The organism is Bartonella sp. HY328, from assembly GCF_025449335.1.
Taxonomy (GTDB): Bacteria; Pseudomonadota; Alphaproteobacteria; order Rhizobiales; family Rhizobiaceae; genus HY038.
Map to the genome: position 1 here is coordinate 2,418,399 of NZ_CP104883.1, position 20,184 is coordinate 2,438,582.

The window sequence follows — 20,184 nt, forward strand, 5'->3', positions numbered from 1 at the left end:
GATAAATAATGGCTGAGGCACCTAGCGAAATTACATTAAATGTTAGAGGCTTAGGTTCATACGATTTTAAAATGTTATTAACAGCTTTAAATCAAGAAGCCATTCAAAATAGGGTTTCAGAACCAGCAAAAAAAATTTATCGAATTATCAATTCAATACCGCTTTTATTTGCATTAAGTATCATATTCTGCCAAACTGTTGGTATTAGCAAAATGAGCAGAACCACGGCTATTGGATATTTATTTTCACTATTATGCATCAAGCTCGTCTTACTTATTGCAAATTCTGCAACATGCTATTTACGACAATCAGCCTTTATAAATTTTTATTCTGATAATATGCTCCTTAAAAATGGTTTTCAGCTCATACTTAATGAAACACAATTACAGATTAAATCACAATATGCTCATCATATTTATTCATATGAATGGATTAGAGAACGCATCTATTTAGAAAATGACAGCTGGCTAATAATATTTTACGATCAGAGTTATATTTCCATTTATTGTGGAGATTTAGGAAATGATGAAATATCCGAACAAGCCGAACAATGGTTGAAAATTTCATAAAACAAATATTTAATACCCAAATATAGTTAAATTCAAAAGACATTTGACAATGTTTAATTAAAAGCCTTGTCTCTTTGCAAACAGTTCCATATATCCTAGTACAAAAATGGCTATATAAGCCGTAAAACTTTAATACTCATTTTCAATTGGAAAAATATCATGTCCGCACTTAACCAAGACATTGTTCTTTCACATTTACGCGCCGTTAAAGGGCCCGATTTTGAAAGTGATATTGTAAGCCTTGGCTTGGTATCGGAAATTTTTATTGCTGATAATAAGGTATTTTTCTCAATTAATGTACCAGCCAACCGTGCAGAAGAGTTGGAACCCTTGCGGCTTGCCGCTGAAAAAACCGTTTTAGCAATTGATGGGGTAAAATCGGCAATTGTTACCCTAACAGCTGAAAAGCATGCTGGCGACCAATCGGGCGAAGTAAAACGCCCAACCAAGCCAATTGTGCAAAAATCCACACCTGCGAGTAGCCATCCCCATAAAAGTTCTGATATTGCGCCGCGTACCCCCATCCTCGGCGTTAAACACGTTATTGCCGTTGCATCGGGAAAGGGCGGCGTTGGCAAGTCAACAACCGCAATTAACTTAGCCCTTGCATTAATGGAACAAGGATTAAATGTCGGAATCATGGATGGCGACATTTATGGCCCATCATTACCGCGTTTGACCGCGATATATGACAAGCCAGAAGCAGTTGAAGGTAAAAAATTGTTACCGCTTGAAAAATATAATTTAAAATTAATGTCGATGGGCTTTCTTGTTAGTGAAGACACACCAATGGTTTGGCGTGGGCCAATGGTCATGTCTGCTATCACCCAAATGCTGCGCGATGTGCTATGGGCACCCCTTGATGTATTGGTTGTTGATATGCCTCCCGGCACTGGTGACGCCCAACTTACCCTTGCCCAGCAAGTGCAATTATCAGGTGCGGTTATTGTATCAACTCCGCAAGACCTTGCACTAATCGATGCGCGTAAGGGTATTGAAATGTTTAGCAAAGTAGGTATCCCTATTTTAGGTATCATTGAAAATATGAGTTATTTTATTGCGCCCGACACTGGTAAGCGATATGATATTTTTGGTCATGGCGGTGCAAGACAAGAAGCTGAAAAACGCAAGCTGACATTCCTTGGCGAAATTCCGTTAGATCCCGACATTCGTGTCAGTGGCGATGATGGCAAACCAATTATTTTGGCGAGTCCAAATGGTGCGCATGCAGCAGCTTACCGTAACATTGCAGAAACCATATCTGCGAAACTGCAGCTTACATAGCTTTTCATTTCAAAAAAAATGTGCTAATGAGGCATATTGTTAATTTTTATGGGTGTCGTTTATGGCTCTGGAAGATATCAAGGCAGAGATAGCAATATTGCTTCAAGATATGGTGAATCAACCTCAAGATAAGCACCAATTAGCCGAGCAATTGCAAGAAAAGCTAAATATCATGAAGGCTGAAGGCCTCCCCCTTCCTGAAGATCTAGTAGCTCTTGAAGAAGAGCTTACCAATGGAAAAAGGAACTAGGGCTAAGCCATGAAGACCAGCATCAAAACTTTTTTACCAGTTGCTTTTATTTTATCTGCTGCAGCTCTTACTGGCTGTAATTCTGTTGATAAAACACTTACAAGTTCAATTACTCCACAAGCGATTGCAGCAAATTCAGTATCTCCCAAAGCGGTTTCTCGTCTTGGCACCAGCATGACACCATTGGGCTACAGCCAATTCAACCTTGTACGGTTAGATGAGCAATATCGCCAAATTGAGCAATCAAAGCAAAAAACATCATTGCTTGGTTACAGCAAGATAGAAACATCATCCAATGCAGCAAGCGCTGTTTTGAATACGCCAAAGGTAACAAGAGTTAACACAGCAAATCTTGGTCCACGGGTTAAAACCACTTATCATCTCCCTAATGCAACTGCTGAAGTTGAGCAGCTGATTGGTCAATATGCCAGTGCCTACAATGTTCCTGAGCGTCTTGTTCGCCGCGTTGTCTTGCGTGAAAGTGGCGGCAATCCACAAGCAAGAAATGGTCCTTACTGGGGTTTGATGCAGATTTCACACCCAACAGCACAAAGCATGGGCTATAATGGTCATGCACAGGGTCTTTTAGACGCTGAAACCAATCTGCGCTATGCTGTAAAATATCTTGCTGGTGCCTATCTCGTTGCAGACGGCGATGAGTCACGCGCAGTGCGGCTTTATGCACGTGGTTTTTATTATGATGCCAAAGCAAAAGGCGTGTTAGAGCATACTGGCTTACGCCCTGGCCCATTATCCATTGCAACAGCTTATGCCGCGCAATAATTTTTAAAATTTGCATTTTAAAGCCCTCTTTATGAAATTATAAAGGGGGCTTTTTTTTATGGGCTAAATTAACTTTAACTATTCGCTTTGCCACTCTTTAGCAAAGCCCTTATATTCACCATTATTTTTCGCAATATGCAGCCATTGATCGACATAATTTTTCCAAACAATATCATTTCTTGGTAACATATAGCCCTTTTCGGCAAAGGTGAGTTGCTGTTCAGGGTTTACCGGACAAAGGGTTGGATAAAAGCGCTTTTGATATAAGATTTCCGAAATATCTGTAATCATGACATCGGCTTTGTTATCAACAAGGTTTTGGAAAATAATATTATTGTCGTGAAAAAGTTCAAGCTGTGCTTTTGGCATATATTTGCGAACATATTTTTCATTTGTGCCACCAGCTGGCTCAATCGCGCGCACATGCGGCTGATTTAATTGTTCAACACTTGCGTATTTTTCAACGTCGTCGCATCGCACAAAGGGTACTTTACCATCAATACCAAGAGCATCGGAGAAAGCAACCTTTTGTTGGCGTTCTAATGAAATGGAAATGCCGCCCATGGCGATATCACATTTACCGGCCAAAAAGTCAGGCATGAGCTCTTTCCAAGTGGTGGGAACAAATACCACCTTGGCATCAAGGCTTGCAGCCAATGAGCGTGCCATATCCACATCAATACCCGTATAATCGCCATCTTCTTTTAAAAATGTATAGGGTTTATAATCACCTGTTGTGCACACGCGCAAAGTCTTGTTTTCCAAGACGTGATCAAGATGAGATGCGCTATCTGCCCATGCAGTTAGTGGACATAAAGCAGTTGCCGATAAAATTAATAATAGTTTTTTCAAAGTAACCTCCATTTTATTCTATTTTTTAAAAAAAAGCGCTTTTGATTACCATAGTAAACTTGCTACCCCCAAATTTCGCTTTTATGCCCCCATACCTTGCTCAATTACGAGCTAAAAGAAGAAAAATAGCCCCGTTTTAAACGTGATTGCATCTTTTGTAAGATCTAATAATTTATCTAAATCGTCACCAAGATCTAATCGTGCAAAATGTTTTAATATGGCTTCTGTTCTCATAAGTTGATCAATATCGGTAATTTGCGCATCTTCAAACTCTTCAATCATCAGCCCTAATTCAGCATTAAGCGCTCCAAAAATGGTAGTTCTCCATAAATCACGAAACTTATCCTCATCAAGTTGCAATTCAATGAGATCCCCATCCTCGCAGCAATTATAATTAAGCCGCTGCATTGCTTCGTAGCTAATTGGCACACATATATATTTCATATTATTCCTGAGGTTTATACTGTAGCAAAAAACTTTATTGAAATTATATGTCTTTACAATATCCTTGCCAAAACTAGTGAGTTTTTTTATACAACACTGATGATAAAATTGCCGCCTTTACCCGTCACTGAAATTTTTGAATCCCTTCGCGAATGCATGGAGAAGCATAATCGTGCAGTCATAGTTGCGCCGCCCGGTGCTGGTAAAACGACACTTATTCCATTATTTTTACTGGATCAAATCGCAAAAAATCCTAATGGCAAAATTATACTTCTTGAACCACGGCGCTTGGCTGCGCGCGCGGCAGCAAGGCGCATGGCTGATTTACTTGGAGAAAGCCTTGGGCAAAAAGTTGGCTACATCATGCGAATGGACCAAAAAATTTCCAAGGAAACACGCATAATTGTTGTGACTGAAGGTGTTTTTGTTCGCATGGTTTTAGATGATCCGGAATTGAATGGCATTGGTGCCATCATTTTTGATGAATTTCATGAACGCAATATTGATGCCGATTTTGGTCTTGCATTGGCGATTGATGTGCAGGAAGGTTTGCGCAATGATTTAAAAATCATCGTTATGTCAGCAACTCTTGATGGGGCGCGCGTTGCCAGCCTGCTAAATGATGCCGAGATTATTGAAAGCAAAGGCAGAAGCTATAATGTAGACATTCGCTATAGCCCAAAAGCTTATGATGAACGCATTGAAGAAGCCATGAGCCGCGCTATAATCAAAGCAATAAAAGAAGAAGATGGCAGTATTTTAGCGTTTTTACCTGGTCAAGGCGAAATTGAGCGAACAAAGCAAAGGCTTCAAAATAGTTTAGGTGACAATCCAACCATCAATGGCAACAGCATTATTATTACTCCGCTTTTTGGAACACTTGATATAAAAGATCAAGATAATGCTATCCTACCTGCTCAAAAGGGTTCGCGTAAAGTTGTGCTTGCAACCTCCATAGCCGAAAGTTCAATAACTATTGAAGATGTACGCATTGTTATTGATAGTGGCCTAGCAAGAGTACCAATATTTGAACCAGCAAGTGGTTTAACACGACTTGAGACGGTACGTGCCTCACGTGCCTCCATTGATCAACGGGCTGGGCGTGCAGGACGCACCCAGACAGGCATTGCCATTCGCCTTTGGTTACAAGGGCAAAATGCAGCACTTCCTGCCTTTGCAACGCCCGAAATCCTAAATGCAGATTTATCCAACCTTGTTTTGGATTGCTTAGCCTTTGGTGTACAAGATCCCGCTAACTTACGTTTTTTAAATCCGCCTCCCCTACCATCACTCAAAGAAGCACGCGACTTACTTATCAAGTTAAATGCAATTGATGAAAATGGCAGACTAACTTTGATGGGGCAAGCTATGCGTGCCTTAAGTTTGCCTGTACGATACTCCCATATGGTATTAAAAGCCGCAGAAAGAGGGCAAGCTCACGCAGCTGCAGAACTTGCACTATTGCTTGTTGAACGGGGACTTGGCGGCAACAATATTGACATTGATGAAAGACTGCGTTTTTTCCAACGTGATCGCTCAAAGCGCGCCCAAGATGTTAAGCGGCTTGCAAAATCTCTTGCCGATGAAGCGGCACAATTATCCATAAAAAAGCAAAATTTGTCGAACAATACCGATATTATACCGGCAAGCGAGTTTTTGATGGACGCGTGGCCGGATCGGATTGCCAAAGCACGCGGTAAAAAAGGACAATTTTTACTGTGCAATGGACGGGGTGCCTTTATGGACACTGTTGAGCCCTTAGCCAATGTTGCATTTTTAGTTATCGCCGACTTGACTGGTAGCGCTGAGCGCACGCGTATATTAGCGGCGGCAAACCTTAGTGAAGATAGCCTTTATGCCCAACAGGGCAGCTCAATAAGCCAAGAAACACTGATTTATTTTGATGAGCAAAGCCGCACTCTTCGGACATTAGCGCGCGAAAATCTCGGGGCTATTTCTTTGAGTGAAAAGAACTTACCCAGCCCTAAAGGCGATATTACCGACCAAAAATGGCTTGAAATAATACACCAAAAGGGCCTTAATCTATTAGCTTGGAATAAAGATGCCCAGCAAATGCGGCAAAGACTATTTTGGTTGTTTAAAGGATTGGGCGAACCTTGGCCGGATGTAAGCGATAAGGCATTGGTGCAGCAGTTAGATGAATGGCTTTTACCATTTTTAACTGGCAAGGCCGAGCTTAGCGCGATAACCAGTAAAATGCTAAGCGACGGTTTGTATTCTTTGATACCTTATCATTTACAACGTGATTTTAATACTTTTGCCCCCACCCATTTTACCGCGCCGACTGGCTCTAAAATAGCGATTGATTATGAGGGGGAAGAACCTAGCATTTCATTGCGCGTGCAAGAACTATATGGCTTAACCACCCATCCAACAATTGCGGGCGATAAAATCCCCCTAATTATTGAACTTTTATCACCAGCGCATCGGCCTATCCAAATTACCCGCGATTTACCAAGTTTTTGGGCTGGTTCATGGAAAGATGTGCGTAGTGATATGCGTGGGCGCTACCCTAAGCATTTATGGCCCGAAAACCCAGCCGACGCTCTGCCAACCACACGAGCTAAACCACGCGGCACTTGATAGGTTTCTACCAGTGCAAATAAAACCTATCTAATTCAGATTTTTAGTTTTTTAAATTATATAACAAAGATATAATTTTCTTATTTAGTTTTCGCTAAAAAAGATTCTATTTGCGCAGATCGGCCGAATGCTTGTATTGGCAGAATATATTAATTCTTATTTTTTTAAATTGAAAACCATTTTTTGATTAGTTTGAAATCGCTATAACTTTTCTACCCAATTACCGCTTATTAATTTTTTATTTATTTAACTCAAATATTAGCTTATAAAATATACCTTTATAAAATTTCTCATATTCAAACATTGTGTTTTTTCGGAACATAATATGGCTTTTATATGAATAATTTAGCGCCTGTTACTTTTATTATTTATTGAATAGCCGTCAAAATATTGACTAATTTAAACAATAACTATGTAATTAAATATAAATATAAAAATATAATAGGTTCAAGCGAAATATAAGCTGGAATCTGCGGTTGGGTCTCCTTTAATGTCGAAATATGTCTTTAAAAATCAACCATTGTTGATTAATACACCAATTACTAAATTATTAATTTTTGGAATAACATCGTTTTTTTTAAATACTACCATACTAACCTCAACTTATGCAGAAGATGTGGTTTATGATGGCACTGATAAATCAATATTACGAACAGATCCGACCGGCGCTAATCTTGGCCGTAGTCTTTACTCAGGCAACGGCACGACCACCAATCTTATTGGCAACACAGTAACTGTAAGTGATTTAACCACCGATGGCAGCTATGAAACACCAGGATATATTTATGGCGGTATTAGCTATTTAACATCTGGTACGGGTTATGATGTTACCAATAATAGTGTCACTATTTCTGGCACCGGTAAAGCAGGGTCAGTTTATGGTGGTTATAGCTATTTGAGAACTGGTAATAGCGGCAATGCAACTGGCAATATTGTTACTATAAGCGACAACGCGCAAATAAGCCGAGGCGTTTATGGTGGGTATACATTTGGGAAAAATGCTGGATTTGCCAATGAAAATAAGGTGATTATATCTCACTCCGCGATAATTGGCGGTGATGTATATGGTGGTTATAGCTCGACCTTTTATGTCTCCACTGGTGAGACCTCAAGTAATGAAGTAACAATTTCGGGCAATGCAAAAATTAGTGGTATTGTTGCAGGTGGTGGGAATACCACGCAAAATGGTATAGCGAACAATGCACTAAACAATAAAGTAACCATTTCGGATAATGCAGTTATTACAAGCTTTGTTTATGGTGGGCTTAGCCAAAATACAGCTGGCGCATCGGGCAATACTAATAATAACACCATTACTATAACCGGCAATGCACAACTCAATAAGAGCGTTTATGGGGGATATAGTGAAGCCACACGTGGATTAGGTGGCGATTCAACCAACAACACGGTAACCCTTAACGGAACAAATGCGGTTATTTTAGCTGATGTCGTGGGTGGCCGTAGCTATGGTACAGTTGCTGGACAAGTCACCAATAATGAAGTTTTGATTAGCGGGCAGAATACCATCTCGGGATCTGTTTATGGGGGTAATTCTTACAACTATGCCTATAATGGTACATCAACACAGGTTGCAAGTAACAAAGTTTCTATATCTGGTGATACGACGGTAACCGGCAGCGTTTACGGTGGCATGGGGACCACTAGCCTCAATTCTAGTACCCCTACAACGACAACGGGCAGCAATATTACAAATAACAATGTTGAATTATCTGGAAACGTTAATATCAAAGGCGATGTTTATGGTGGTTATAGCAATGCCATGAGCGGCTTTTCAGGCAATGCAACAAATAATACAATAACACTTAATGGTGAAAATCTTAACATTACGGGCCGAATTTTTGGTGGCTTTGGTAATCGCTCAAATACAACCTCTGACTTTTTTACAGGTAACACATTAAATCTTAATGGCTATCGCGGCAATGTTTGGGGCATTTATAATATTGAGAATTATAACTGGATTTTACCCAAAAATGTTGTCAATAACGACACCATTATCAATATTACCAGCCAGACTAATGTAGACCTTAATGGGACCAATCACACCATTGCTATGGAAAATGATGGTAATCGCCTTAATGTTGGTGATGAAGTTACATTGATCAGCAATGCGACAGGAACGCCAAATACCGTTCCCACTCAAATAGAACAAGGGCTCTTTCTTATCTATGATGTTGAAGTAACAGTCGATGAAAATAATAAATTTGTCCTAAGAATTAAAGATGAAAATTCAGATAGTGGTGGTACAGATACTGGCGGAACCGATACCGGTGGCACTGACACTGGCGGAACCGATACCGGAGGCACAGATACTGGTGGAACTGATACCGGTGGCACCGAAACTGGAGGTACAGACACCGGTGGCACAGACACTGGCGGAACTGACACTGGCGGCACAGATACTGGCGGAACTGATACTGGTGGCACCAGCACCACAGAAGAGACCACAAAGCCTGAAGTTACTTTGCCAAAGCCCGCAGGGCATATTAATCCGCGCACTAAGGCTTTTTCGGAAGGCCGCATCGCAGCAATGGCATTTTTAAATCAAGGCAATGATCTTATTGCTGATTATGGTATACGCGCCGCACGCTCGGCTATCCGTCAAGCAGCTGAAAGCGGGCGCCCAACTAGCCTCATACCTTTTGCAATTATCAATGGTGGTTCCAGCCGATACAAAACCGGTTCACATGTTGATATTGATGGTGTTAATGCAGCGATAGGCGTTGCAACAGGATATGAGTTTAAAAATACTAGCCTACTTACCATTGGCGGCTTTTATGAATATGGCAAAGCAAGCTATGATAGCTATAATTATTTTAGCAATTATAATGCCGTTCATGGTGATGGAAATATCAATTATAATGGTGGTGGTATTTTATTCCGCTTAGATTTGGCCAATACTGGTTTAAACCGCGTTTCAAAGCTTGATATCAATGCTGCGGATGGGTTTTATATTGAAGGCTCATGGCGCGCCGGCACTCTAAAATACGACTTTGATACTAATGATATTTTTGATGGCGAAGGCTATCGCGGTACTTATAACAGCCGTTCTAAATATCAAAGCGCTCATATTGCAACGGGTTATATTTTTAACTTTGATGAAAAAAATAGCCTTGATATTTATAGTCGATATAGCTGGTCAAAACTAAAAGGTGATGAAGTAAAAATTGGCAAAGATGATTTAAATTTTGAAAAGGCAGAATCTTCTCGCTTACGTGTTGGAGGCCGCTATAATTATTACTATAGCCAACAATTCCAGCCATTTGTTGGTGCTGCCTATGAATATGAATTTAAGGGACAAATTGCAGCAACAGCCTATAAGTTGCAGCTAGATAGGCCAAACCTTAAAGGTAGCACCGGTATTTTCGAATTAGGACTTAACTGGCAGCCACTACACCATAATAAAGACTTTACCATTGAATTCGTTAGTCAGGGCTTTATTGGTGAGCGACGCGGCATTAGTGGTGGCATAAAACTAAAATATGACTTTTAAAGCGATAAAAACTCGTTTGTTGAAATGCAATCTATGTAAATCACCTTTAAGAAACCAATAGTCCTATAATCTTACTTATTAAAAAATATCCACCCATATTGATTATATTTTTGAGTTCTACCCTTAAAAATATAATCAATTGAACCATCATCGATGCCATAATTCCAATAGATAAACGCACCCTATTACGAACCAATAGTGCGAAAATATGATATAAGATACCTGCGAAAGCTTTGACTGATATATTTAGAATAGCAATAAAATATTTGCCATTAAATTCCAGTTAAGTCTAATATATAAGGACGTGTCATCACCTTATTGATAGTGGATTTTTCAAGTAAATTTTGTTTATCCGATCATGCGGTAATTTTTGAGATGAATAAAGGCCTTGTCTCCACTATCGAAATGTTGCCAATCTTCTTTAAACTGGTTACGAAACCATGTCATTTGACGTTTGGCATATTGATAAGTTTCAATTTTCGCTCGCTCTAACGCTTCATTCAATGACGTTTTCCCACTTAAATGAGAAGAAAATTCACGCACACCAATGGCTTTCATCGCGGGCATAGATGGCGCTAAATCAAGTTGCAAAAGTGCTTCAACCTCTTCTAGCGCACCCAATTTGACCATTTGATCAAGGCGCAGACTAATGCGATTTTTATTGCTTTGCCGCTCTGGCGCCAACACAATTTTAACTGCATTTTCGGCATTAATTAAAGGTTGTGTTTTTTGCGCTTGCCACCACGTTATAGATTTTTGGGTAGCCTCTATTATTTCCAAAGCTCTTGCTATCCGCTGCCCATCATTTGGATTAAGACGCTCTGCGGTTGCTGGATCTTTGACGCTTAAAATTTCATATAAATGAGGACCACCTTTTTCGATCAAAGCCTCACGCCATTTTTCACGAATTTTATGTGGTATTTCGGGCATTTGTGCAACACCACCAGTAAGTGCGCGAAAATAAAGCCCAGTACCACCAACAAAAATAAGAGTTTTATTGGCAATGTCACCTTGTTTTAACAACTCTTGGACATTTTCCAACCAATGACCTGTAGAAAAAAAGAGCCGAGGTGAAATATGGCCATAAAGATAGTGCATTGCTTGCGCAAGTTCGCTCGCCGATGGACGAGCAGACAAAAGATTTAAAACATCATAAATCTGCATGGAATCTGTGTTAATGATGACACCATTATGGGTTAAAGCAAGATCAATTGCTAATTGTGACTTGCCGCTTGCTGTTGGACCAGCTATCAAAATAACATTGTTTTTTTGCGTGTTCGCGGAGTTCTGATTCATGCCTAATAGTGAACCTCTTATTGCTACGCTCATTGCCAACCCAGTTGATCCGGTTTTAACACCTGCATTGGCGGATAAAGCCGCACAATGTCTGAATGCAAGTGCTATTTATTGGCTTGCGGATGATATTGCTCTTGATATGCCATTAAAGCAAGGCATATCGCAAGAGGAAGCCTATCAAACTTTATTTGAAAGTCTTGATGGTGAACCAATTGATGTGGTTGTTCAAAAGCTTGAAAAACGCCGCAAAAAACTACTTCTTGCTGATATGGACTCTACCATGATCGAACAGGAATGTATTGATGAACTTGCAGAAGAGGCAGGACTTCGTGATCTTGTTTCCAACATTACAAAACGTGCAATGAATGGCGAGATTGCTTTCGAGCCTGCATTGCGCGAGCGTGTAGCCTTATTAAAAGGCCTACCACTTTCGATTATTAACAAGGTTATTAATGAACGGATCAGCTTAATGGCCGGTGGGCGTGAGTTGGTGCAGACCATGAAAGCAAATGGCGCTTATACAGCTTTGGTATCAGGCGGCTTTACGTTATTTACCTCAGTTATTGGTGAACGGATTGGCTTTAATGAGCATAATTCCAATGAATTATTGCATGATGGCGAAAATCTTGTTGGTATCGTACAAGAACCTATTTTAGGCAAGCAAGCAAAACTTGATAAATTATTGGAAATTTGCGGTCGTCTGCACATTACGCCGCTTGAAGCAATGGCTGTCGGCGATGGCGCCAATGATCTTGCCATGCTGCAAGCGGCGGGTTCTGGTGTGGCGCTGCATGCAAAACCAGTTGTTGCAGAAGCTGCTTCCATGCGGATCGATTATAGCGATTTAACCGCGCTTTTATATATTCAGGGCTATCGCATGGCTGATTTTAAAGTGTGATGCTGAGAAAATACAACAAATGTCGTGAGTGGAATTAAACATTATTAGCTATTTTTTATTGCAAGTGAGTTATTTTTTTAATGCAAACAAAACAGCTGTTTATTAAGGATTGGGAAGGAGAAGACTTTACAGCCTTTTATCGCTTAAACAATGATGAAAAGGTCATGGAGTTTTTTCCTCACCGCCTAAACCATCAAGAGGCGTTTGAAAAATTTACAGCAATATTGAAACCTGATTTAACAACAGGAATTGGCATTAAGGCGCTGCAACAAAAATCTAGTGGAAAAATCATTGGTATGTGTGGCTTAATACATGTCAATTTACCAGATTTTTTTCCCAATAATACTGTGGAAATCATGTGGCGAATTCTGCCTGAATTTCAAAGACAAGGCTTCGCATTTGAGGCGGCGCACTACATGATAAAGCAAGGCTTTATCAATCTTAATATTAATACAATTATTGCATTTACCGCCGCTACTAATCAGCCTTCACTAAAGTTGATGCAAAAATTAGGCATGCAAGAATCGTTGCAAAAGCGCTTTATGCACCCAAAGGTCCCAGACAGCCATCCCCGTTTAAAGCTGCACCGCACCTTCGAAATAGAGAAGCAAAATAAGCTATAAAATTTGTATCTTTTGAAAGTCCAGAGGATAAAATTGATCCTCTTATATAAAGCAAAAATATTGCCCAGCAAAAAGATCCGCAAGGCAATATTGTTATCGTTTACACTGAGAAAAACGAAAGCCAAAAAATCTACATTTGTAACGAAGTACTAAATTTTAGCAGATGGCTTGCGTGCAAACATTGTTTCCAATGTAGTCAATACTGGTGTTATCATTGGTGAAGCAACAGAATAATAAATCGTTTGTGCATCACGTCGTGTTGTAACGAGCTTTAGAGCACGTAATTTAGCTAAGTGCTGTGAAAGAGCCGATTGACTTAAATCAACTTTTTCTGCAAGCATTCCAACTGAAAGCTCAGCATCTGATAATTCACACAATATTTGTAGTCGTTTTTCATTGGCCATTGCCGTCAAAAGGCCACTGGCCTTATCTGTATTCAATACCAAATTTTTATATGCAAGTTTGTTTGTCATTCAGTTATCCATCAAGAAGAATGTTTCAGTGAATGGCTATGATAAGCATAGACACCCCATCAAGATAACTAGCCCCCAATTCAAATGACTAAACCAAGTGAATTGATAATAAAGGCTTATGTGTTAAAAACACACCCCACCGCTAGCCAGTTTTAGCCAATGTTTTTTAATAGCTTTCTCGATAAGCTATTCTTATTGCCCCGATAAAAAACATTAACCAATGTTATTGATATTTAATTCGAGTATTATTGTCAAATGAAGTTTATCAATTACCGACATCTATTTTATATTTTTTGATTAAAAAGGCATTCTTATTTAATTATATCTAAATTTTTAACTTTAAATATGACATTTTAGCCCAGTATAAACATAAAATGTGCCAAGATATATAATCCATAAATTGCAACACTAATGGCCAAATTTTTACCAAAATAAAAAAATAATACTGCTAAAGATATAAAAAAAACATAATAAATTCAATATTTTTCAACAAATTCACTGTCAAAAGATTCTTGTCCAACAAGGAATACAAAAGCAGTTTTATTTAACAAGAAAGCAAAGCCCAAAGGACTTACCATTCTCTCATTGTTAGCCAGCTTATAAATTTTGGCTATTATTATACATTTCCTGTTAATAATTGGTGAAAAGCTTATTGCCTAGCAAGGTGTGAGAGAATTTCTTTGTTGGATACACTGCCAATTATTTGTCCCTTTTCAACGATTCCAATTTCACCAGGGCTTTTTACAAGGGCATTGATTAGCTCACAAAGCGGCGTAGTCGCTTTAGCCATAGCAGAAACACGAACACGTGCTGTTTCACGGTTGAAAGGTAGCATAATATCGCGGGCGGTCAAAAAAGTAAGCGGATTAATATGTTGCACAAATTCCGCAACATGACTATCAATTGGCGAGAGTACAATCTCTTGTGGAGTACCATATTGGACAATGCGCGCATCTCGCATAATAGCGATACGCGTACCGATCCGCATAGCTTCATTTAGGTCATGACTGACAAAAATAATTGCTTTATTTAAGCGTCGTTGGATTTCTTTTAACTGATCTTGCAAATGGTTGCGAATAAGCGGATCCAGAGCTGAAAAAGGCTCATCCATTAAAAGAATCGGTGCGCCAGTCGAAAAAGCCCGTGCAAGACCTACTCTTTGTTGCATACCACCAGACAGGGCGCTAATCGGGTGATCTGCCCACTCTTCAAGACCAACAAGGGCAAGTTGCTCTCTTACCAAATCAGCACGGGTTTGTCTTGGTATTTTGGCTATTTCTAAGCCAAGTCCAACATTGTCGGCAACACTTCTCCATGGTAGCAAACCGAATTGTTGAAATACCATAGAAACAAGCTTGGTGCGTAAAAATTGTAATTCACGCTTTTTTAATTTTGCAACATCGTAGTTATTATCATCATCTTCTACAATGACTTGGCCGCGAGCTGGTGTAATAAGACCGTTTATTGTACGCAACAAGGTAGATTTTCCTGAACCTGACAGGCCCATTAAAACCAAAATTTCACCTTGTTCGATCGTAAGATTACAATCATGAACCCCTAATATCGCTTTTGTCGCCCCTTCAACCTCGCTTCTATTGGCGCCTTCATCGGCTAAAGCCATAGCTTGTTGCTTATTTTTACCAAAAACCACCGACACATTGTCAATTATAACGCGGGCCATTTCAATTTACCTTTCACTGTGATTTTTGCGTCAGCGTGTTTTGCCAGGACGGAACATACGGTCAAGCAAAACAGCAATAACAACAATCACCAAACCAGCTTCAAATCCCAATGATATATTAATAGTGCTAAGCGCCCTAACAACTGCTTCGCCAAGACCGCCGCCACCGACATAAGTGGCAATAACCACCATAGATAAGGACAACATAATAGTCTGGGTCATGGCAACGCGAATTTGCGGCAACGCAAATGGCAGTTCAACCTTCCACAATAATTGCCAAGGGCTGGCCCCAAAGGCGCGGCCAGCCTCAAGCAATATATGCGGGGTGGTTCTAATACCAATTTCGGTAAGACGGATGGGTGCTGGTATAACAAAAATGATCGTTGCAATCATACCCGGTACCATGCCAACGCCAAAAAACACTAATGCTGGTATAAGGTAAACGAGTGACGGTATGGTTTGCATAAGATCTAAAATCGGTTGGATAAAACGATAAAAATGACGATGATGCGCCGCATAAATGCCGATAGAAACACCAATAAGCATACATATAAAGCAAGACCAGAAAACAATGGAAAGTGTTTTCATTGTGTCTTCCCAATAGCCTTGATTAATGATGAAAAGCAGACCAATAAAAACTAAAATAACAACATTAATACGCTCTTGCATAAACCAACCCAAAAGAGCAAAAATTAATATTAATGTCGCTTCGGGTGGCCAAAAATCCATATTGATCAGTCGTGTAACAATAGTAAGCGCCACAATAATTGCCGCCATCAGTAAACGCGGTAACTGCTTTAATAAATTGACGCTGGTTATCATGTAAAACAAAAGAACGACGCAAAAACCGGCGATAAGGATTGCATTGTGGAACAGAGGAAAAAAACTATCAATGATTGCAAGCGCTATCAACCCGCCGATAAGCACGATCCGACAACGCCAATATTTTTCAACTGCCCAAGCAAAAAGCATAATGAATAAAAGGAGTAAAGGAGGAGCTAACAAAAACTCCAAGGTCCATTGCAATACGGTATCAAGACTTGTACTAAAATAATCAAGGGCAAAGCGGAAACTATTTTTAAACCAGTCAAATAACCACTCGCAATAATCACCAATAGGTAGTTTGATCGCAAATATTTTTTGCACCCATGCCAAAACCATTTCAAAAAAACCAAAAATTGGGTTTTTTTCGGCGCTAGAATAGTCCAATGGTCTCTCCATTTCTACGAGCAGGCAATTTCCCGTGATAGTTATTGCCTATTCACGAGATTTTTATATATTATAGTGTGGCTTATATACAGCAAATTTCGTTTTTCAAAACTTTAAGCAACATAATAGTTAATTGGACATTAAATCATGCTGATAAGAGCCCCATATTGGGAACATCAAAATAAGCTCAAATGTGATAGTTTTTATTAGCGCAGCAGATTATTTGGTAATCGCATCCCTCACCAAATCAAGGCTTTCTTTGCCATCAAATGTAGTGACCCCATCAAGCCATTTATCAACTATATCAGGATTATTTTTAAGCCAATTTGCAGCTGCGACTTCCGGTTTCATACGTTTTTCCAAAATGTCTTCCATAATCTTATTTTCCATATCAAGCGAAAATTCAAGATTAGTCAAAAACTTTCCTACATTTGGGCATTCGCTAACATAATTTTTGCGAACATTCGTGCTCACAGTTGCACCGCCAAAATCTGGTCCAAAATACTCGTCACCGCCATTTAAATAGGCAATATCAAAACGCGTATTCATGGGATGCGGTTCCCAAGCTAAAAAAATGATCGGCTTCTTTTTAGCAATATCGCCTTGTACTTTAGCCAGCATTGCTTGCTCTGATGACTCAAGAATTTTAAAGTTATCAAGGCCATAAGCATGATTTTTCAACATAGAAATAATAATGCTATTACCATCATTACCTGGTTCAATACCATAAATTGTAAAATTAACATCCTTGCCAAACTTGGCAATGTCATCAAAGCTTTTCAATCCAGCATCATAAGCAAATTGTGGCACTGCAAGGGTATATTTTGCACCGGTAAGATTCACCCTAACCGTTTCTACGCTACCATCATCAGCGTAAGGCTTCAAATTCGCTATCATTGATGGCGACCAATAGCCTAAAAAAACATCAATATCACCTCGTGAAAGTGCGGCATAAGTTATAGGCACGGATAAAAACGTCGTCTTGGTTTTATAGCCAAGCTTTTCTAATATATTCGTTGTTATTGCTGTTGTCGCAGAAATATCGGTCCAGCCTGGCTCAGCAAAGCGCACAGTTTTACACGCCTCGGGCTCTTCAGCCAATGATAAAGAGGTCAAACTTGGTGTCATTAGGCAGCAGGTAAGCGCAACACCGAATAATTTTAATAAGTTCATAAGCCTTGCTTTCCTTATTTTAAGTTGCTGCAAATCTATATAGATTATCAAGCTTCTTCAAAAGAAGATATAGAATAGCCAACACACAAAACATCAAAAAATATGCCTCAGGTAATATAAGCCGTCTTTTAAGATTTTATTTCCTTTAGCACAAAAATCAGTTCATTCCTACATATGAAATTTTGATGTTAAACATTCGACAAATTTTTAAATAATATCATTACATCAGCTAGACCTTATTATCGCTTAAAATATCGATAGTAAATTTGAATTTCTTTTAAATTTTATTGGTTTCATTTTTTCAGCGGTAGCAGAATCGTATGAGAATATATAAAGTTCGAAAATCTTATAAATTAGAGTAAATGACTTTATGCAAACTTATCTTGATCTTCTTTCCCATGTCATCAATACAGGCACGGATAAATCGGACCGCACGGGAACGGGCACACGCTCAGTCTTTGGCTATCAAATGCGCTTTGATTTGAATAAGGGCTTTCCCCTTCTCACAACCAAAAAGCTGCATTTAAGATCAATAATTTATGAGCTTTTATGGTTTTTAAAAGGCGATACCAATATTGCCTGGCTTAAAGAAAATCGCGTTTCTATTTGGGATGAATGGGCTGATGAAAATGGTGATCTTGGTCCGGTTTACGGCTACCAATGGCGTTCATGGCCAGCACCCGATGGCCGCCATATAGACCAGATTAGCAATCTTATCCATATGATCAAGACCAATCCAGATTCTCGCCGGTTAATTGTTTCAGCTTGGAACCCTGCTCTCGTCGACGAAATGGCCTTGCCGCCTTGCCATTGCTTATTTCAATTTTATGTCGCAAATGGCCGTCTTTCTTGCAAGCTTTATCAACGCTCGGCTGATATATTTCTTGGCGTTCCCTTTAATATTGCGTCCTATGCTTTGCTTACCATGATGATTGCCCAGGTAACGGGGCTTCAACTGGGGGAATTTATCCATAGTTTTGGTGATGCCCATCTTTATTCCAACCATTTTGACCAAGCCAAAGAGCAATTAAGCCGCACACCAACCGCTTTGCCAAAAATGCATATCAATAAAAATATCCATGATATATTTGCCTTCCAATTTGAAGATTTCACGTTGGAAGATTATATTGCCCAACCAACAATCAAGGCGCCAATTGCGGTTTAAAAAGGTTATTAAATCATGGATGTTAGTATTATTGTAGCAGTTGCGCAAAATGGTATTATTGGTCGTGATAATGATATGCCATGGCGGCTATCAACCGATTTAAAGCGTTTTAAAACTCATACCCTTGGCAAACCAATCATTATGGGGCGTAAAACTTGGGAATCGATTGGTCGCCCCTTACCGGGGCGGGAAAATATTGTTATTAGCCGTGATGCAAATTTTAACGCAATTGGTGCAACTGCCGTCACCAATTTTGATGACGCTAAAGCCCTTGCAATTAAAGCGGCAAAAGCTAGTGATATTAATGAAATTTTTGTCATTGGCGGCGGCGAAATTTTTAAAATTGCTATGCCTTTTGTCACCCGCATTTATTTGACTGAAATATTAAGCACTATTGATGGCGACACGTTTTTTGAACTACCAGATTTAAGCAATTGGCAAACTATTGAAACATTTGATATTGCAGCAGGCGAAAAAGACAGCCACCCTACCCGCTTTACCATTTTTGAGCGATAGTTAAGCTTTTTAAACTACTTTGATTGAGCATGAACAAAATGGCGAATTGCAGTTGTAAAAAACACTGTAAACCCGCTAGCAATTGCTTCATAACGAGCAATAAAATCAGGATGATTTTCATAACTATCGGCCAGTGCAAGATAGGCATCATAAGGCGCCTCACAACGCCATTGTCTTAAGACCCACGTCCAATGCTGAGAAATTAGTTTTTGAACATTTGCGGCATCAGGCTTTTGTTTATTTGTAAAACTATTTGCTAGCGCCGCTTCAATAAACTGTAATTCTTGCATTGTTTCTTGATTAAAAATCTCGCCGTTGTTATTTTCTGGCATAGAATTCTTTATAATTTTTGTAGCCTCTTTGCCGTAATGTTCAATCAATTGGCTTTCATATTCAGCTTGTTTATCAGGCTCGATATAACCAGAATATAAATCTTTTATTTTCAACTTTTTATCTCCTTCTAATGTTTCAATCGTTGCGTGAACGGATTGAAGCATTTTTTGAAAAGATGCTATTTTTTCAACCAGTAACTTCTTTTGCCCTTGCAATAGTTCAACTTGGTTATTGCCATCTAAAAGCTGTTTAATGGTTGCAAGGCTGAGATCCATTTGTCGATAAATTATAATTTGTTGCAAACGCACTAATTCATATTGGGAATAGAACCGATAACCATTAGCTCCCACATGGCAAGGCTTTAACAAGCCAAAGGCATCATAATAATGTAACGTCCGTATCGACACCCCAGATAATTGGCTAATTTTTTTAACACTATAAAGCGCACAATCCCTTTTTACTTTTTTCATAAAAAGTCCTTAGATAAGTAATAAAGCTAACGAAACCAATTTGGATTATA

Annotated in this window: 18 protein-coding genes; 10 read left to right on the top strand and 8 right to left on the bottom strand. The window is 39.3% G+C overall.

Going from position 1 to position 20,184, the window contains the following annotated elements:
* Positions 1 to 8: 8 nt before the first annotated feature.
* The 4 genes from N5852_RS10350 to N5852_RS14700 all read left to right on the top strand — a co-directional run bounded on the left by N5852_RS10350 (position 9) and on the right by N5852_RS14700 (position 2,886).
* Positions 9 to 569, top strand: coding sequence for a hypothetical protein (locus tag N5852_RS10350; RefSeq protein ID WP_262097718.1), 561 nt, complete (start codon positions 9 to 11; stop codon positions 567 to 569).
* A gap of 159 nt (positions 570 to 728) precedes the next feature.
* Positions 729 to 1,853 carry an Mrp/NBP35 family ATP-binding protein gene (locus N5852_RS10355; protein WP_262097719.1) on the top strand — a complete coding sequence of 375 codons (1,125 nt, stop codon included), beginning with the start codon at positions 729 to 731 and terminating at the stop codon, positions 1,851 to 1,853.
* Between the two features lie 61 nt (positions 1,854 to 1,914).
* Positions 1,915 to 2,103 (top strand): hypothetical protein, encoded by a 189-nt coding sequence (locus N5852_RS10360; RefSeq protein WP_262097720.1) that lies wholly within the window; start codon positions 1,915 to 1,917, stop codon positions 2,101 to 2,103.
* A gap of 9 nt (positions 2,104 to 2,112) precedes the next feature.
* The gene (locus tag N5852_RS14700) at positions 2,113 to 2,886 is read left to right on the top strand and encodes a transglycosylase SLT domain-containing protein (protein ID WP_315973219.1); all 774 of its coding nucleotides are present in this window, start codon (positions 2,113 to 2,115) and stop codon (positions 2,884 to 2,886) included.
* A gap of 78 nt (positions 2,887 to 2,964) precedes the next feature.
* Here the strand turns inward: N5852_RS14700 and N5852_RS10370 are convergent, their stop codons facing one another.
* Positions 2,965 to 3,738 carry a transporter substrate-binding domain-containing protein gene (locus tag N5852_RS10370; protein ID WP_262097721.1) on the bottom strand — a complete coding sequence of 258 codons (774 nt, stop codon included), beginning with the start codon at positions 3,736 to 3,738 and terminating at the stop codon, positions 2,965 to 2,967.
* Between the two features lie 111 nt (positions 3,739 to 3,849).
* The gene (locus N5852_RS10375) at positions 3,850 to 4,182 is read right to left on the bottom strand and encodes a hypothetical protein (RefSeq protein WP_262097722.1); all 333 of its coding nucleotides are present in this window, start codon (positions 4,180 to 4,182) and stop codon (positions 3,850 to 3,852) included.
* Between the two features lie 99 nt (positions 4,183 to 4,281).
* Here N5852_RS10375 and hrpB point away from each other — a divergent pair, with 99 nt between their 5' ends.
* Both hrpB and N5852_RS10385 read left to right on the top strand, forming a co-directional pair.
* Complete coding sequence (hrpB, locus tag N5852_RS10380; RefSeq protein ID WP_262097723.1) at positions 4,282 to 6,786, top strand: ATP-dependent helicase HrpB; 2,505 nt, start codon at positions 4,282 to 4,284, stop codon at positions 6,784 to 6,786.
* A gap of 490 nt (positions 6,787 to 7,276) precedes the next feature.
* Positions 7,277 to 10,297, top strand: coding sequence for an autotransporter outer membrane beta-barrel domain-containing protein (locus N5852_RS10385; RefSeq protein ID WP_262097724.1), 3,021 nt, complete (start codon positions 7,277 to 7,279; stop codon positions 10,295 to 10,297).
* A gap of 348 nt (positions 10,298 to 10,645) precedes the next feature.
* On the opposite strand, the gene miaA is transcribed toward N5852_RS10385, so the two are convergent.
* Complete coding sequence (gene miaA / locus N5852_RS10390) at positions 10,646 to 11,593, bottom strand: tRNA (adenosine(37)-N6)-dimethylallyltransferase MiaA (RefSeq protein WP_262097725.1); 948 nt, start codon at positions 11,591 to 11,593, stop codon at positions 10,646 to 10,648.
* Here miaA and serB point away from each other — a divergent pair.
* Positions 11,592 to 12,491 (top strand): phosphoserine phosphatase SerB, encoded by a 900-nt coding sequence (gene serB, locus N5852_RS10395; protein ID WP_262097726.1) that lies wholly within the window; start codon positions 11,592 to 11,594, stop codon positions 12,489 to 12,491. The genes miaA and serB overlap by 2 nt on opposite strands.
* 80 nt (positions 12,492 to 12,571) lie before the next feature.
* A complete protein-coding gene (locus N5852_RS10400; RefSeq protein WP_262097727.1) occupies positions 12,572 to 13,114 on the top strand; it encodes a GNAT family N-acetyltransferase in 543 nt (180 codons plus the stop codon).
* Between the two features lie 149 nt (positions 13,115 to 13,263).
* On the opposite strand, the gene N5852_RS10405 is transcribed toward N5852_RS10400, so the two are convergent.
* From N5852_RS10405 to N5852_RS10420, 4 genes are all read right to left on the bottom strand, one after another.
* On the bottom strand, positions 13,264 to 13,587 hold the full coding sequence (locus tag N5852_RS10405) for an ArsR/SmtB family transcription factor (RefSeq protein ID WP_262097728.1): 324 nt from the start codon (positions 13,585 to 13,587) through the stop codon (positions 13,264 to 13,266).
* Positions 13,588 to 14,236: 649 nt separating this feature from the next.
* Positions 14,237 to 15,268, bottom strand: coding sequence for a quaternary amine ABC transporter ATP-binding protein (locus N5852_RS10410; RefSeq protein WP_262097729.1), 1,032 nt, complete (start codon positions 15,266 to 15,268; stop codon positions 14,237 to 14,239).
* A 30-nt stretch (positions 15,269 to 15,298) separates the two neighbouring features.
* Complete coding sequence (locus tag N5852_RS10415) at positions 15,299 to 16,090, bottom strand: ABC transporter permease (RefSeq protein ID WP_262099745.1); 792 nt, start codon at positions 16,088 to 16,090, stop codon at positions 15,299 to 15,301.
* Positions 16,091 to 16,696: 606 nt separating this feature from the next.
* Entirely contained in the window at positions 16,697 to 17,650 is a 954-nt protein-coding gene (locus N5852_RS10420; RefSeq protein WP_262097730.1) for a choline ABC transporter substrate-binding protein, read from the bottom strand.
* Positions 17,651 to 18,020: 370 nt separating this feature from the next.
* On the opposite strand from N5852_RS10420, the gene N5852_RS10425 reads away from it, so the two are divergent.
* The gene (locus N5852_RS10425; protein WP_262097731.1) at positions 18,021 to 18,815 is read left to right on the top strand and encodes a thymidylate synthase; all 795 of its coding nucleotides are present in this window, start codon (positions 18,021 to 18,023) and stop codon (positions 18,813 to 18,815) included.
* Positions 18,816 to 18,830: 15 nt separating this feature from the next.
* Entirely contained in the window at positions 18,831 to 19,331 is a 501-nt protein-coding gene (locus N5852_RS10430) for a dihydrofolate reductase (protein ID WP_262097732.1), read from the top strand.
* A gap of 14 nt (positions 19,332 to 19,345) precedes the next feature.
* On the opposite strand, the gene N5852_RS10435 is transcribed toward N5852_RS10430, so the two are convergent.
* Positions 19,346 to 20,134, bottom strand: coding sequence for a MerR family transcriptional regulator (locus N5852_RS10435; RefSeq protein WP_262097733.1), 789 nt, complete (start codon positions 20,132 to 20,134; stop codon positions 19,346 to 19,348).
* Positions 20,135 to 20,184 lie beyond the last annotated feature (50 nt).

What these genes read in the sequence shown, in the direction of transcription:
- N5852_RS10350 (WP_262097718.1), top strand. Translation starts at nt 9, where the DNA reads ATGGCTGAGGCACCTAGCGAAATTACATTAAATGTTAGAGGCTTAGGT.
- N5852_RS10355 (WP_262097719.1), top strand. Translation starts at nt 729, where the DNA reads ATGTCCGCACTTAACCAAGACATTGTTCTTTCACATTTACGCGCCGTT.
- N5852_RS10360 (WP_262097720.1), top strand. Translation starts at nt 1,915, where the DNA reads ATGGCTCTGGAAGATATCAAGGCAGAGATAGCAATATTGCTTCAAGAT.
- N5852_RS14700 (WP_315973219.1), top strand. Translation starts at nt 2,113, where the DNA reads ATGAAGACCAGCATCAAAACTTTTTTACCAGTTGCTTTTATTTTATCT.
- N5852_RS10375 (WP_262097722.1), bottom strand. Translation starts at nt 4,182, where the DNA reads ATGAAATATATATGTGTGCCAATTAGCTACGAAGCAATGCAGCGGCTT.
- hrpB (WP_262097723.1), top strand. Translation starts at nt 4,282, where the DNA reads ATGATAAAATTGCCGCCTTTACCCGTCACTGAAATTTTTGAATCCCTT.
- N5852_RS10385 (WP_262097724.1), top strand. Translation starts at nt 7,277, where the DNA reads ATGTCGAAATATGTCTTTAAAAATCAACCATTGTTGATTAATACACCA.
- serB (WP_262097726.1), top strand. Translation starts at nt 11,592, where the DNA reads ATGCCTAATAGTGAACCTCTTATTGCTACGCTCATTGCCAACCCAGTT.
- miaA (WP_262097725.1), bottom strand. Translation starts at nt 11,593, where the DNA reads ATGAATCAGAACTCCGCGAACACGCAAAAAAACAATGTTATTTTGATA.
- N5852_RS10400 (WP_262097727.1), top strand. Translation starts at nt 12,572, where the DNA reads ATGCAAACAAAACAGCTGTTTATTAAGGATTGGGAAGGAGAAGACTTT.
- N5852_RS10405 (WP_262097728.1), bottom strand. Translation starts at nt 13,587, where the DNA reads ATGACAAACAAACTTGCATATAAAAATTTGGTATTGAATACAGATAAG.
- N5852_RS10410 (WP_262097729.1), bottom strand. Translation starts at nt 15,268, where the DNA reads ATGGCCCGCGTTATAATTGACAATGTGTCGGTGGTTTTTGGTAAAAAT.
- N5852_RS10415 (WP_262099745.1), bottom strand. Translation starts at nt 16,090, where the DNA reads ATGATAACCAGCGTCAATTTATTAAAGCAGTTACCGCGTTTACTGATG.
- N5852_RS10420 (WP_262097730.1), bottom strand. Translation starts at nt 17,650, where the DNA reads ATGAACTTATTAAAATTATTCGGTGTTGCGCTTACCTGCTGCCTAATG.
- N5852_RS10425 (WP_262097731.1), top strand. Translation starts at nt 18,021, where the DNA reads ATGCAAACTTATCTTGATCTTCTTTCCCATGTCATCAATACAGGCACG.
- N5852_RS10430 (WP_262097732.1), top strand. Translation starts at nt 18,831, where the DNA reads ATGGATGTTAGTATTATTGTAGCAGTTGCGCAAAATGGTATTATTGGT.
- N5852_RS10435 (WP_262097733.1), bottom strand. Translation starts at nt 20,134, where the DNA reads ATGAAAAAAGTAAAAAGGGATTGTGCGCTTTATAGTGTTAAAAAAATT.